At 53.5% G+C, this 14,035-nt stretch carries 10 protein-coding genes; 6 read left to right on the plus strand and 4 right to left on the minus strand.

What is annotated here, in order from left to right; all coding sequences use genetic code 11:
• Positions 1 to 42 precede the first annotated feature (42 nt).
• The 5 genes from ACS5NO_RS07240 to ACS5NO_RS07260 all read left to right on the plus strand — a co-directional run bounded on the left by ACS5NO_RS07240 (position 43) and on the right by ACS5NO_RS07260 (position 7,724).
• Positions 43 to 1,425, plus strand: coding sequence for an FAD-dependent oxidoreductase (locus ACS5NO_RS07240; RefSeq protein WP_439414507.1), 1,383 nt, complete (start codon positions 43 to 45; stop codon positions 1,423 to 1,425).
• 10 nt (positions 1,426 to 1,435) lie between these two features.
• Positions 1,436 to 2,590, plus strand: a complete 1,155-nt coding sequence (locus ACS5NO_RS07245) for a hypothetical protein (RefSeq protein ID WP_439414508.1) — start codon at positions 1,436 to 1,438, stop codon at positions 2,588 to 2,590.
• Positions 2,591 to 2,602: 12 nt separating this feature from the next.
• Positions 2,603 to 3,595 (plus strand): FAD:protein FMN transferase, encoded by a 993-nt coding sequence (locus ACS5NO_RS07250; protein ID WP_439414509.1) that lies wholly within the window; start codon positions 2,603 to 2,605, stop codon positions 3,593 to 3,595.
• A 65-nt stretch (positions 3,596 to 3,660) separates the two neighbouring features.
• Positions 3,661 to 6,771, plus strand: coding sequence for a PVC-type heme-binding CxxCH protein (locus ACS5NO_RS07255; protein ID WP_439414510.1), 3,111 nt, complete (start codon positions 3,661 to 3,663; stop codon positions 6,769 to 6,771).
• 17 nt (positions 6,772 to 6,788) lie between these two features.
• The gene (locus ACS5NO_RS07260) at positions 6,789 to 7,724 is read left to right on the plus strand and encodes a hydroxypyruvate isomerase family protein (RefSeq protein WP_439414576.1); all 936 of its coding nucleotides are present in this window, start codon (positions 6,789 to 6,791) and stop codon (positions 7,722 to 7,724) included.
• A 52-nt stretch (positions 7,725 to 7,776) separates the two neighbouring features.
• Here ACS5NO_RS07260 and ACS5NO_RS07265 read toward each other — a convergent pair whose 3' ends face one another.
• The 4 genes from ACS5NO_RS07265 to ACS5NO_RS07280 all read right to left on the minus strand — a co-directional run bounded on the left by ACS5NO_RS07265 (position 7,777) and on the right by ACS5NO_RS07280 (position 12,705).
• On the minus strand, positions 7,777 to 9,198 hold the full coding sequence (locus tag ACS5NO_RS07265; protein ID WP_439414511.1) for a sulfatase family protein: 1,422 nt from the start codon (positions 9,196 to 9,198) through the stop codon (positions 7,777 to 7,779).
• A gap of 138 nt (positions 9,199 to 9,336) precedes the next feature.
• Positions 9,337 to 9,648 carry an isoamylase early set domain-containing protein gene (locus ACS5NO_RS07270; protein ID WP_150881155.1) on the minus strand — a complete coding sequence of 104 codons (312 nt, stop codon included), beginning with the start codon at positions 9,646 to 9,648 and terminating at the stop codon, positions 9,337 to 9,339.
• A 248-nt stretch (positions 9,649 to 9,896) separates the two neighbouring features.
• Positions 9,897 to 12,194 carry a TonB-dependent receptor gene (locus ACS5NO_RS07275; RefSeq protein WP_439414512.1) on the minus strand — a complete coding sequence of 766 codons (2,298 nt, stop codon included), beginning with the start codon at positions 12,192 to 12,194 and terminating at the stop codon, positions 9,897 to 9,899.
• Between the two features lie 145 nt (positions 12,195 to 12,339).
• On the minus strand, positions 12,340 to 12,705 hold the full coding sequence (locus tag ACS5NO_RS07280; protein ID WP_439414513.1) for a DUF8478 family putative metalloprotein: 366 nt from the start codon (positions 12,703 to 12,705) through the stop codon (positions 12,340 to 12,342).
• A gap of 121 nt (positions 12,706 to 12,826) precedes the next feature.
• Here ACS5NO_RS07280 and ACS5NO_RS07285 point away from each other — a divergent pair, with 121 nt between their 5' ends.
• Positions 12,827 to 14,020, plus strand: coding sequence for a Gfo/Idh/MocA family protein (locus ACS5NO_RS07285; RefSeq protein WP_439414514.1), 1,194 nt, complete (start codon positions 12,827 to 12,829; stop codon positions 14,018 to 14,020).
• Positions 14,021 to 14,035 lie beyond the last annotated feature (15 nt).

A 14,035-nucleotide genomic window follows, 5' to 3' on the forward strand; every position in this document is an offset into this window, starting at 1 on the left:
GCCACCGTAAACCGAAAACTGAAAACCGTAAACTGTATAATTATGGAAAAAATAAAAAGAAGATCGGCTTTAACCTCGCTCGGCGCACTGTCATTCGGGATGGCCGTACCGACCTTATCGAAAGGCGAACGGCTGAGCGAGCCTTACAAACTGGTTCAGCAAACGCTGAAAACCGACATTCTGGTGATCGGGGGCGGAACGGCGGGCGTGGTGGCGGCCATTCAGGCGGCCCGGGCCGGACGCAAAACCATCTTGGTCGAAAACGGCAGTCAGTTGGGTGGCACAACGACCACCGGCGGGGTGAATTATCCGGGAATCTTTTTTGCCTGGGGCAAACAGGTCATCGGCGGCATCGGCTGGGAAATGGTGCAGGAAGCCGTCGCCCTGAATGACGATACCTTGCCGGATTTTTCGATTCCCCACGGCAAAAACCACCCCCGCCATCAGGTGCGGCTAAACGGGCAGTTATATGCGATGTTGATCGAGGAAAAAGCGGTTGCCGCGGGTGTGCAAATCCGGTTTTACGAAACGCCCACCAGCGCAACGTTTCAGAAAGGAAACTGGACCGTTCAAACCGTGGGGAAGGGAACCAGCACACAGATCATCTGCAACCAGTTGATCGATTGCACCGGAAACGCCTACGCGGCTTCGCTGGCCGGTTTTCCGTTGCTGCGGGAATCCGTCACGCAACCCGGAACGCTGATGTTCCGGCTGGAAGGCTATGATTTTAAATCGCTGGATTTAAAGCTGATCAAGGGCCGGTATGAGGAAGCGATCCAGAAAGGCGAGCTTGTCAAAACCGACTTCCGGAACAACATTGTGGGCCTGTTGAAAAGCGCCGGGGACAACATCCAGCACGTGATGGGCGCCGATTCCACAACCTCCGAAACCCATACTGTGGCGAATTTGAAAGGGCGGTCGTCGCTGTTAACGACGCTGCGGTTTCTGCGAACGCTGCCCGGTTGTGAAAAAATCCGGCTGGCGGATGTGCAGAACGAAACCGCCGTGCGGGAAACCTACCGCATCGACGGCCATTACAAAATTACGCACGAAGATTACGTCACCGGGAAAGTATTCGATGATGCGGTTTCGTATTCGTATTATCCCATCGACGTCCACGACGAAAACGGCGTCATTCCCGATCATTTGAAAGAAGGCGTGGTGCCGACGGTGCCGCTGCGGGCGCTGGTGCCGAAAAACAGCCGGAATTTTCTGGTGGCCGGGCGGATGGTGAGCAGCGACCGGCTGGCAAATTCGGCGCTTCGGGTGCAGGCATCCTGCATGGGCATGGGCCAGGCCGCCGGAGCCGCTGCGGTTTTGGCTAATATACAGAACAAAACGCCCCTGGAGGTGTCGATGAAAGACCTTCGGAAACTGATTGAAGAACACGGCGGAATCGTGCCGGTTTCGGCTCAAAAAGGTTGATTTTTTTGGTATGCGAAGTTGGCTCAGCATTGGTTTACTCAACGCGGTTATCCTAACAATTGTCTTGCTTTCAGCCTATCGGAAGCAGGACAAAATTCGCTATTTCCAGTCGCAAACGATTCAGCTAAAACCGGATACAATTCAGGCGTTTGTGAGTCAGTTTAAAGACGATGCGGGCAACGATACCTTGTTTCAGATTCGCTCGAAAGAAGGCTATCCGGTTTCGTATTTCCGGAAAATTAAAACGAGTGTCTGCTTCGATAACAAATGCCGGTTGCTGGACATTGTGCTCTACTGGAACGTCACGGGGCGGTATCTGGGATATGAATTGCCGGAAGGGGAATTTCTGAGCAAGACGGAACACGAACCGTTCAAACCCGCCGAATACGCCCGGTTGAACGACCTGCTGGCCGATCCGTTTTCGCCACTGGCCAACTTTTCGTACGAAGAACTGGTGCCTAAAGCCGATCTGGCGGCTTCGGGACTGGATGCGGTTTCGTCGGCAACCTCGAAAAATGTGCTGGATTACGTGGTCGAAGGAGCCGTGTATACGACCTACAAAATGTGGCATTTTGTGTATGGTGCCGCGCAAAAGGAAGTGATCAAATTGACGGAAAAACGGTTGTCGCCCGGTTTTCTGTTGAAGGTGCTGGAAAGCTCGGATTCCGGCGATAAAATCTGGGCACTGAACCACCTTCGCGGGCAGGTCGAGTTGACGCCCGCGCTGCGAACGACCGTCCTGAGTTTCATTGATAACAACCGGTTTAATCTCGCCGAACGCGCCATCAATGCCTTGAGTCCCGCCGAACTGAAATCGGATTCGTTGCAGTATTTGCTGTTTGAAAAATACCCCAAAGTGAATTACAGCCTGAAAAACCTGATCGTTACCAAACTGAAAGAAGCCCCCCATCTCCATAGTTCGGTCAAAACCGCATTGGCCAATGCCCTGAAGTTGGCCAATGGTGAATTGCTGACCAATATTCTGGATTTGTTCAAACAACACCGGGTGTCGGATCGGGAAACCGGTCGAATCATTGCGGGCCTGCTGCAAAGTGACAATAATTTCCTGGCTCAAAAAGCGTTTATCTACCTGAAAAGTGCGAATATTGACGATCAACGCGTGACGGAGCAACTGAATGCCTACAAAACGAAGCACCATTTATAGTCGAAACAACGCATGAAAGGACTGGTATGGCTGATCGTGCTGGTTCCGTTTTGGGGCAAATCGCCTGATTTTCAGCGGTCGGCGGAGGTTCCATTGGTTAGTCTGGAAGGCGAAGCGCAGGGCACAACCTACCACATCAAATACCGCGATGAACGCCAACGGAATTTTAAAAAACCGGTCGATTCCCTGCTCACCGAAATCGATCTTTGTCTCTCCACCTACCGCCCCGATTCGGAGATTTCGCAGTTCAACCAATCCGAGTCGCACCGGTTTCAGCGGCCTTATTTTTATCCGGTTCTTAAAAAATCCGACGACGTGTATCGGATTACCCACGGTGCCTTCGATCCGACCGTAAAACCGCTGGTGGAAGCCTACGAGCAAGGAAAAAAGTCCCGCGAACCCTGGCTGCCCAATACGGATTCACTGCTGGGATACGTTGGTTTTCAGTATATTTCGTATGATACGGTTTCCGTAAAAAAGCTCAAAAAGAACATTCGACTGGATTTCAACGCGCTGGCCCAAGGCTACACCGTCGATGTGCTGGCGGTTTTTCTGGAGTCAAACGGCATCGATCAGTATATGGTGGAAGTGGGCGGGGAGGTTCGCTGCCGGGGGGAACGTAGCACCGGGCAATGGTGGAACGTCGGGATCGAAAGCCCGGTGAGGCCGGGTGGGCTTCAGTCGTCGGTTCGGATGGCGAACCGGGCGATGGCGACGTCTGGCAATTACCGCAACTTTTACCGCCAAACTGGCGAAACGTATGGCCACATCATCAACCCCAAAACCGGCTTTTCCAAACCCGACGCGCTGCTGAGTGCCACGGTTTTTGCCAACGATGCCATGACTGCCGACGCCTTTGCCACGGCTTTTCTGGTGATGGGCCTGGCCGAAACCCGGCAGTTTCTGGCCCAACACCGCGAACTGGATGCCTATCTCATTTACAAAGACGATGCGGGAAATCTGAAAACCGTTGCGACGGACGGGATCAGGGAGTTTATCAAGTAATAGTTGGGTTTTATTGCTACATTTACACGTTTTATTCCAACCCTCACAAACCTTACGGGGCGTTTATGAACTCAACTCGTTATTCTTCTTTTTTCCGGTTGTCACGGCGGGCTTTGGCCTGGTCTACCGCCGGGCTGATCGTCGGGGGCGTCCTGGTCGGTGCCTGGCAAAACGACAACCTCAATCAGGCTTCTACGGAATACCTTAATCGTTTATTTGCCGGACTTTCCGACGACGACAAGCGCGATCCGAAATACGCGGTAGGCAGTTTGAATGTGGCACCGGGTCTGGAAGCCAAGCTCTTTGCCGCCGAACCGATGCTGACGAATCCGACCAACATCGACGTCGATGCCCGGGGCCGTGTCTGGGTGTGCGAAGCGTATAATTACCGTGCCAACATCAGCGGAAACCCCACCCGCCCCGAAGGCGACCGGATTCTGATTCTGGAAGATACCAACGGCGACGGACAGGCCGATGTCACCAAAACGTTTTATCAAGGGCCGGAACTGGTTTCCCCACTGGGCGTCTGGGTGCAGGGCAACAAGGTCATTGTGTCGGATAGCCCGAATGTGTTTGTATTTACGGACGAAAACGGCGACGATAAAGCCGATAAAAAAGAATTGCTGTTTACCGGACTGAGTGGTGCCGATCACGACCACGGAATGCACTCCTTCGTTTTCGGACCCGATGGCAAGTGGTATTTCAATTTCGGGAACGAAGGCAAGCAAATCCGCGACAAAGACGGCAAAGCCATTTTTGACCGTACGACCGGCAAGGAAATCGATACCAAAAACTACCGCCAGGGCATGGTTTTCCGGTGCAACCCGGATGGCAGTGAGATGGAAGTGCTGGGGCAGAACTTCCGGAACAACTTTGAAGTCGCGCTGGATTCCTACGGAACCATGTGGCAGTCGGACAACGATGATGACGGCAACAAGGGCGTTCGGATCAATTACGTGATGGAGTATGGCAATTACGGCTATACTGACGAAATGACCGGCGCGGGCTGGCGCGTGAACCGCACCAACCTGGAAGCCACCATTCCGCTGCAACACTGGCACCTGAACGACCCCGGCGTGGTGCCAAATTTGCTGCAAACCGGCGCGGGTTCGCCCACCGGTATTATTCTGTATGAAGGAAAATTGCTGCCGGAAGTGTTTCAGGGTCAGATGATTCACTGCGATGCCGGACCGAATATCGTTCGGTCGTATCCGGTCACGAAAGACGGCGCGGGCTATAAAGCCACCATCGTGCCGCTGCTGGAAGGCGTGCGTGACCAGTGGTTCCGGCCTTCGGATGTGTGCGTCGCGCCCGACGGTTCGCTGCTCATTTCCGATTGGTATGATCCCGGCGTGGGTGGTCATCAGGCGGGGGATCAAAACCGGGGGCGGGTCTACCGCGTCGCCCCACCGAATACGCCGTACAAAATACCGAAAGTCGATCTGGCTACGACGGCCGGAGCCGTTGAAGCGCTGCAAAGCCCGAACATGGCGATTCGCTATGCTGCCTGGAACAAACTCCATGATCTGGGTGTGAAAGCCGAAAAAGACCTGGCGAAACTCTACAAAACGTCACCCGATCCGCGCATGAAAGCCCGCGCGCTCTGGTTGTTGAGCAAGCTGGACGGCAAAGGCAAAAAATACATCGAAACTGCACTGAAAGAAAGCGATCCGAATCTGCGCATCACCGGTTTGCGGGCGGCTCGTGAATTGAAAACCGACATTATTCCCTATGTGAAGCAGTTGGTGAATGACATGGATCCGCAGGTTCGCCGGGAATGTGCCATTGCCCTGCGCCGGAACACATCGCCCGAAGCACCGGATTTGTGGGCGCAACTGGCGGCCAAGCACGATGGCAAAGACCGCTGGTATCTGGAAGCCCTCGGTATTGGGGCTGATGGCCAGTGGGATACGTATTATGCCGCCTGGCTGAAACGGTCGGGCGCGAATCCGGTGGCAACCGATGCCGGGAAAGACATCGTCTGGCGGGCTCGCACCAAAGAATCCGTTCCGTTGCTGGCCAGTCTGGCGGGTGATTCGAAAATTGACCTGACGAGCCGCTTGCGGTATTTCCGGGCTTTCGATTTCAATCCGGGAGCTACCGAAAAATCAACGGCTTTGCTGAGCATTCTGAAAAGCAACCCGAACGATGTGCAGATTACCAAACTGGCCTTGCGCCACCTCGACCAGAACTTCGTCAAAAATTCGCCGGAAGCCATGGCGTCGTTGACCAAACTGCTGGACGAAACCTACGGCAAGCCCGAATACATGGAAATGGTGAGCCGGTATGAACCCGCAGCCGAAAATCCGCGCTTGCTGGCCCTGAGTCAGAAGCAGTTCAACGACATTGTGGGCCGCGATGCCACCCGCCAATTGCTGAAGCAGGGTGGTGGGAAGCAGGTTTGGGAAATCCTGAATGGCAGCAACCCGGAAGCCGCCATCAACATGGTGTCGGCTCTGCGCTGGGTGGGAACCAAAGAGTCGCTTGAGATGCTGAAAACCATTGCGTTGGACGAGAAACGCCCGACGCTGCTGCGGAAAGAAGCCACCCGCGCCATTGGCGGCAGCAACGACGGGGAAGAAATGATTCTGTCACTCCTGCGCTCCGGCCAGATTAAATCCGAATACAAAACCGCTGCCGTCCAGGGTGTTGCTAACACCTGGCGGAAGAAAGTCCGGACGGAAGCTGCCAGTTACCTCGACGGTGCCAAAGGCGCAGAAGGTAAAAAACTGCCCGCCATTCCGGATCTGCTGGCCATGACCGGCGACGCGGGTCGGGGGATGACGGTTTTCAAAACGAATTGCTCCATTTGCCACCAGATCAACAGCGAAGGCATGGATTTTGGCCCCAAACTGTCCGAAATCGGGAGCAAGCTGCCGAAAGAAGGACAATACCTTTCTATTTTGTATCCCGATGCGGGGGTTAGCTTTGGCTACGAGGGGTTTGAGGTCAAATTCAAAGACGGCAGCACGGTTTCCGGGATCATTTCCAGCAAAACCGAAACCGATCTGCAAATGAAATTTCCGGGTGGCGTCGTGAGCGACTACAAAATGAGCGACGTCGTTTCCATGAAGCAAATGGATGCTTCGATGATGCCATCCGGTTTGCAGGAAAATATGTCTACGCAGGAACTGGTCGATTTAGTGGATTACTTATCGAGTTTAAAGAAAAAATAGAACCTTCCTTTATCATGATTCAACGACGCGATTTTGTCAAATCAACGTTAGGCCTTGTCGGTGCGACGCTTGTCGGCAATGCCCTGGCGGGTACGAACGCTGTACAGCCGCAGACGGTGGTGAAAAACAAGTTCAAATTACAATATGCCCCCCACTTCGGGATGTTTACGAACAGTGCCGGGAAAGATGTGATCGACCAGCTAAAATTCATGGCCGACAACGGTTTTACGGCCCTGGAAGACAACGGCATGATGGGTCGTCCGGTGGAGGAGCAGGAGAAAATCGCGAAGGAAATGACCCGGCTGGGCATGAAAATGGGCGTTTTTGTGGTCGACAAAGGCGGGAACGGACAAAATACGCTGGCGGCTGGCAAACAGGAGTTTATCGACATCTTTCTGAATGGCTGCAAAAAAGCCGTCGAGGTGGCCAAACGCGTGAATGCGAAATTCATGACGGTGGTTCCCGGTGATTTTCAGCGCAATCTGCCCATCGGCATTCAAACCGGTCACGTGATCGACGCCCTGCGCCGGGGGTCCGACATTCTGGCTCCACATAACCTGACGATGGTGCTGGAACCTCTGAGCGACACGCCAAACCTGTTTTTACGCACTTCCGATCAGACCTACGAGATTTGCCGTGCCGTCAACAGCCCGGCCTGCAAAATCCTGTTCGACGTCTACCACATGCAGAAAAACGAAGGGCACATCATTCCGCACATCGACTGGTGCTGGAGCGAAATCGGCTATTTCCAGATCGGCGACAATCCGGGCCGGAAGGAACCAACGACGGGCGAAATCAATTACAAGAATGTTTTCAAACATGTGTACGAGAAAGGTAAAGCCGAAAACAAGGACTTTATCTGGGGCATGGAACACGGCAATGCCTTTCCGGGTAAAGAAGGCGAAACCGCTTTGATCAAAGCCTACGTCGAGTCGGACAGTTTTACGGTTTAGTATTCATGGCGTGCCAGTCTTCCACCGACTGGCACGCCATTCGATTGTTGAATCACGGTTGCTTCCCCCAATCAGGCTGGCTGAGGTCCAGAAAATCGTGATACGTCTTCATTTCGCTGATCAGGCGGGTTTCCAGCATCTTCTTTTTTGGCGCAAAAACCGGGTTGTCCGCCAGGTTGTTCACTTCGTAGGGGTCTTTGTTGAGGTCGAATAACTGCGTGGTTTCCTGCCGGTTGACGTTATATTTGATCAGTTTCCAGTTGTCGCGGGTTCGCACGGCCCGCTGAAAATCCCGGTAGGCGTAATAAACTGATTCCCGTCCCGTCTTTTTGGTTTCTTTGACAAAGGGGAGCAAACTCTGGCTTTCAACCGTTGCCGGAACCGGGAGCCCGAGAAAATCCGTCACCGTTGGGAAAATATCAGCCAGATAGGCCAGCGCATCGACGCGTCTGTTTTGCGGTAGGGCCGGATGGCTCATAATCAGCGGTACGCGCATGCTGTGTTCATACAGATTCTGTTTGCCCAGCAACCCGTGACTGCCCACTGCCAGCCCGTTGTCGCCCGCAAAAACGATCAGTGTCGTTTCGAGTAAACCGTTCTTTTTCAGCACATCCAGAATCCGGCCGACTTGGGCATCCAGCTCCGAAATCATGCCGTAATAGAGCGCAAGTTCCTCCTTCGCCTGCTCTTCGGTCAATGGGCGGGGCAGCAGTTTCTCATCGCGCACGTTCAGTTCTCCATTGTCGAAAGGGTGCTGCGGGAGAAAATTAGCGGGCAATTTCATCCGTTCTTTCGGGTATAACTTCCGAAACGCTCCCGGCGGGGTGCGCGGGTCGTGGGGTGACGTGAAGGCAACGTAGCAGTAAAAAGGGCGGTTTTCCGGTGTTCGGTTGGTCAGAAAGGCAATGGCTTCGTTGGCATACAGTTCCGACGAATACAGATCGGCCTTTTTGTTAGGCTCCTTATATTGCCCGGAGGGATCAAAATTGACATACTGTGGATGCTCCTGACCGCCTTTTTCCGGGAGGTGCATGCCGCCGAAAAACAGGGCGGCACCCCCTTCATAGCTCCTCGAAAACGAAGCTTTGTCGTTGTGCCATTTGCCAATCGCGTAAGTTTGGTATCCTTTCGTTCGGAGGTATTCGGGCAGCGTGGTGTGTTCTTTGGGAATCACATCGCCGGTTTTGTATAAACTGTGTAAGTAGCGGCCCGTGTGCAGCATCGCCCGGCTTGGGGCACAGAGGGCGCCGTGTAGTCCACCCATCGTCTGCGCCCGCGTAAAGGCGACGCCGTTTTTGACGAGTCGATCCAGATTGGGCGTCTGAATGGCGTCATTTCCCAAGGCGTGAATCGTGTTGTACCGCTGATCGTCGGAATAAAGAACCAGCACATTCATCGGTTTTTTCTGCCCGAAAACCGGGTATAAAAAACCACTTAAAAGAAAGAGGAGGACTCTGTTGACGTATTTTTTCATGCTCGGGCCGGGGTTCGTTGTGGCTGACTACTGCTACCAAAACCCAAAACTACGGTCAGATCCCTGATAAACAAGATAGCCCGACCGGGAGATCAGGCTATCACACGCATCCGACTATGGACACGAAATGGAAATCAATTACAAAGCAACCACCGAGTTCTCGTCAGCAGAAACTCCGCTGCTAATGTACTTATCGGCTTCCGAATCGTTCAACCAGGTTTCACCATCGATCAGATAGCGGAACTGCGTTTCCTGACCCACCGGAAGTTCAACCGTTGTTTTGTATGAACCGTCTTTTTGTTTCTTCAGAGCCGTAGCCGACGCATCCCAGCCGTTAAAATCACCAACCAAAGCAACCGCTTTCGCACCATTAACGGCGTCAGCAGGCAGCGTAAACGTTACTTTGCAAATTGTAGGCTTGCTTTTTACATACTGTTTTGCAAGTGCCATATAGAGTAGAGTGTTTGGTTTACGGTTGTAAATTTATATGGAAAAATGAGTAATGCAATGGTTATCAAATCATTAAAACTGAGCTTTCTTGTTATTGTTCTATTATTCGATACAATAATTTAAAAAAGCCAGCGATTGAAATAGAATTTTTCCAATAAAACGATCCGGCCCGTTAAATTGTTTGAACCGCCTGGGTTCAGTGGCAAGGACAGGATCAAACCGTCAATCGTTGCACAGCGCAACCGTCCCTAGCGCACCGTGTAGCGGATACCCAGAAAACCGCGGATGCCCTGGTTGGGGGCAAAAACGTAGTTCGGGTCGAAGGTCAACCGGTACGGATTGTCGGGCGTTGCCACCACCTGCCCGTTCCGATCGAACACGACGCGCTTGTCGAACGGGTCGTTGGCGCGGGCGATGCTGTTGGCCGGGGGCGTAAAATTCAGCAGGTTTTTAACCCCGCCGTAAATCTCGAAACCGCTGTTGAATTTTTTGGTCAACTGAATGTTCTGAATGCTCCAGGTGGGCGAATATTCGGCCCGTGGATCGTCGGAACTCAGCAGCGGCAACCGCATCGGCCCGTACAGATTGCCCGTGTAGTCCGTCGAAAAACCGCGTCCGAAATCATACGAAACCGTCCAGGTACCGGTAATGCGTTCGGTCAGCAACTGGCGGGTTTTAACGGCTTGTCCGTCGGCATCGTCTTCCACCTTATACACATCCATGAGCGTAAAACCGGCGTTGATCTTCAGCGGAAATGTGAAACTGGCATCCAGATTCACACTAACGCCCTTGGACGTCGAATGGCCATTGAGGTTATCGAAGAAAATCTTGTTGGGGTCGGTGTCGTAGTCGGCAATGATCCGGTTGGTAAAATAGGTGTAAAACAGCGAGGCATCGATGCCCAGAAAACCGCTTCCGAATACAATCTGTTTGGTGTAATTCAGGTTCACATTCCAGCTTCGTTCGGGTTTCAGTTCATCCTGCACCACCACCTGCCGGGCGCCGGTCAGGGCCGCGTGGTCTTCGGTAAACAGGTTGACAACCCGGTACCCCGTTCCGGCATTCAACCGGATGATGTTGTCGCGGTTGGGTGCCCATTTGTACGAAAACCGGGGCGTCAGGATGTTGCCGTGCCGCGAATTGTAGTCGTAGCGCAACCCCAGCAACAGTTTATGTTTTTCGTTGAACGTAAACTCGGGCTGCACGAAAACGCCGGGCAAAACCGTGCGGTCGGGCTGGTTGGTGGGGCGCAGCGAATCGGCCGACTGGGTGGCCGGGGTGTTGTCGTCGTAGAACGTGTAGCGGAAAGGCGTTCCGACCAGCAGGCTAACCCGGCTGTTAAATTCCTTTGTCCACAGCAACTGCGCAAAAAAGATCCGTTGGGTCGCGTTGAAGGAGGTCGTGCCGTAATACGAATTCTGGTTGTGGCTGTTGAACGACGATTGGAGCGTGATGTTTTCCGTCGTCGGGAGTTGGTAAGAACCAATCAGTTCCAGTCGTTTCGTGTAAATGCTTTCGGCATAGAGGCTGTCGGTACCCCGGAGTTCGGGCGTCCAGTTGGTTTGTCCACCCCAGCGGTTTTCGTAGAAATACCGTCCGGCAATGCTGGCCTGGCGGTTTTCTTTCCGTTCGAACTGCCATTTGTTGAACACCGAAATCCGGTGTTGCAGCGTCACATCCGTAAAACCATCGTTGTTTTTATCGTACGGATTCTGGTAGTTGTAATAGTTCAGACCGATCAGCGAATTGGCTTTTCCAACCCGGTATTTCACGCCCAGATCGGCATTGTATTCCTGCCAGCTCGTCCCGAACACATCCGCCGTCACGGTCGGTGCTTTCAACGGATTTTTCGTGATGATGTTGATCAAACCGGCCACGGCTTCCGAACCGTAAAGCGTCGACGCCGGGCCTTTCACCACCTCGACCCGCTCCACCAGTGAATTCGGAATCCCGGATAAACCGTACACCGTCGACAGCGAACTCACAATCGGCATCCCGTCGAGCAGCACCATCGTATACGGCCCTTCCAGCCCGTTGATGTGGATGTCGCCGGTGTTGCAGACGTTACAATTCAACTGGGGGCGAACGCCGTTAATGGTTTGCAGGGCGTCGTAAATATTGGGCGTGGGGTTTTTCTGGAAAAATTTCGGCGTGTAAATCTCCACCGGAACGGGGCTTTCCAGTTTGGAAACTTCTTTCATCGTTCCCGTAATCACGACTTCGCCCAGCGTGTTGGCGGCTTCGCGCAGGTCGACCGTCTGGCGAATGGTCTGGCCCGCCGTTACGTTGACAGTTCGCTGGTAGCTGTCAAATCCCACCAGCGAAACCACCAGTTGGTAGCGACCCGCCGGAATGCCGGTCAGGCGGAAAACCCCCGATGTGTCGGTCAGAACGCCGAACCGGGTGCCTTTCAGCGCCACCGTAGCCAGTTCGACCGGTTTTTGCTTGGAAATTACTTTGCCTTCGACGGTGGCTGTCGACTGGGCATGGGCAAGGAAGGTAATGCCTAAAATAAACAGAACCGATAGGTATATCGTTTTGAACATGGTTGTATGGGATCGATCAGAAGGAGTGAAGGCCCGGATGCCGGCAACAAGCGATGATTCGACCGGTTATAAACCGGCACACACCGACGCTACTGGCAGCAGGGCATTGAAAAAGAATCGCCGGGAGCGATTCAGCAGGAAACGATCATCCGACAACCGGTGGACCCCGGCGGGAGAAGTAGGGGAAGACGTACGCACTCTGAAACGAATAAACCGACCCAAACCGCTGGATGGCCGGTGCGCTCAGAACGACGCAGGCAAATACGAATGGCGTCAGGCCGTCATACAGAACGTTGGTAAAGTTTTCGAGCCAGACTAACTCGTTGGTCGTGTGCGTATTGGGCTGGTAGGGACTGTCGCCAACGGGTTTGAAAGGGTGGGCATGAACGATAATCCGCCCACTGGCCAGTTTGTGCGCGTGCCGGAAAACCACCGAATTGACCATCATCAGGCTGAAGAGAATCAGCAGGACGCGGGCAATTTTTCGTCGATAAACCGGCAACCAGTACATGGCTCTTTATAATAAGTTGTAGATTGCGTCTGTAACCATTTTAACAAATATAGAGAATAGATTTAGACTTGTCTAAATTTTTTACAGGATTGAATTTATTCGCTTAAATTTCCTTCGACACATGCGAAAAATTGCCATGCTGGGTTCCGGCTTTATTGGCCGGTTTTATGCCGAATCGATCCACGGTCAACGCGGACGTGACCGGGTGGTTGCCATCTACGCCCGCCGGGAAGAAAGTGCTAAAAAGTTTGCCAACGACTACGGTTGTTCCATCTGGGGGACGGATATGGAGGAAGTGATTGCCAATCCGGAAGTCGATATGGTGTGCATTGCGCTGCCTAACAACATCCACGAAGCGGCCGTCATGCTGTGTGCCAAGCACAAGAAAGCGGTGGTCAGCACCAAACCGCTGGGACGCAACGCCGACGAGGCTTTACGGATGATGAGGGCCGTGGAAGAAGCCGGTATTTTTGCCGGGTATCTGGAAGACCTCTGCTACACGCCGAAATTCCTGAAAGCGCTGGAGAGTGTGAAGAATGGGGCACTGGGCCGGATTCTCTGGGCTAAATCCCGCGAAACGCATCCGGGACCGCACAGCGACTGGTTTTGGGACAAGGAGCAGGCCGGTGGGGGTTGTATGCTCGACCTCGGTTGCCATTGCGTCGAGATTGCCCGGAATTTTATCGGCAAGGACGTTCGACCCGTTGAGGTAATGTGCTGGGCGGCCACGCAGGTGAAACCGATCGACGCCGAAGACCACGCGATTGCGCTGGTGAAATACGAGAACGGTGCCATTGGGCAGTTTGAAGTAAGCTGGACGTTCCGGGGGGGCATGGACCTGCGCGACGAAGTGATGGGCACCGAAGGCACCATCTGGATCAACAACTTCCTGCGCACCGGTTTTGAAATGTTCACGACCGGAAAAGGGGCCGATTACGTGGCCGAAAAAGCCGAAAGCACCACAGGCTGGCTGTTCCCGGTCGGCGACGAAGTGAACGATCTGGGGTATAACCACATGTTTACGGACATGTTCAATGCGGCCGACCAGGGGCGCGAACCGGCCGAAACGTTCTACGACGGTTACGTGGTGAACGCCATTCTGGATGCCGCGTACCGATCCGCCGAAACCAAACAGTGGGAGCCGGTGAACCTGCCGGTTTGGCGCGGTCGCGAAGGGCTGACGCAGGAATCGACCCTGGTGGATTACGACGAAGAATTTTACCTCATCAAAGAAGAGGTTACGCACGATGGTCGTCACAAAGTGATCCTGAAGGACAAGCAAACCGGACGGATTTCGGAGCGCGACCTGACCTAGAGAATCGGTACTTCT

The sequence above is a fragment of the Larkinella fluvii genome, assembly GCF_051857545.1.
Taxonomy (GTDB): Bacteria; Bacteroidota; Bacteroidia; order Cytophagales; family Spirosomataceae; genus Larkinella.

Coding starts and splice junctions, on each gene's coding strand:
- ACS5NO_RS07250 (WP_439414509.1), top strand. CDS start 2,603: ATGAAAGGACTGGTATGGCTGATCGTGCTGGTTCCGTTTTGGGGCAAA.
- ACS5NO_RS07245 (WP_439414508.1), top strand. CDS start 1,436: ATGCGAAGTTGGCTCAGCATTGGTTTACTCAACGCGGTTATCCTAACA.
- ACS5NO_RS07265 (WP_439414511.1), bottom strand. CDS start 9,198: ATGAAAAAATACGTCAACAGAGTCCTCCTCTTTCTTTTAAGTGGTTTT.
- ACS5NO_RS07270 (WP_150881155.1), bottom strand. CDS start 9,648: ATGGCACTTGCAAAACAGTATGTAAAAAGCAAGCCTACAATTTGCAAA.
- ACS5NO_RS07240 (WP_439414507.1), top strand. CDS start 43: ATGGAAAAAATAAAAAGAAGATCGGCTTTAACCTCGCTCGGCGCACTG.
- ACS5NO_RS07285 (WP_439414514.1), top strand. CDS start 12,827: ATGCGAAAAATTGCCATGCTGGGTTCCGGCTTTATTGGCCGGTTTTAT.
- ACS5NO_RS07255 (WP_439414510.1), top strand. CDS start 3,661: ATGAACTCAACTCGTTATTCTTCTTTTTTCCGGTTGTCACGGCGGGCT.
- ACS5NO_RS07280 (WP_439414513.1), bottom strand. CDS start 12,705: ATGTACTGGTTGCCGGTTTATCGACGAAAAATTGCCCGCGTCCTGCTG.
- ACS5NO_RS07275 (WP_439414512.1), bottom strand. CDS start 12,194: ATGTTCAAAACGATATACCTATCGGTTCTGTTTATTTTAGGCATTACC.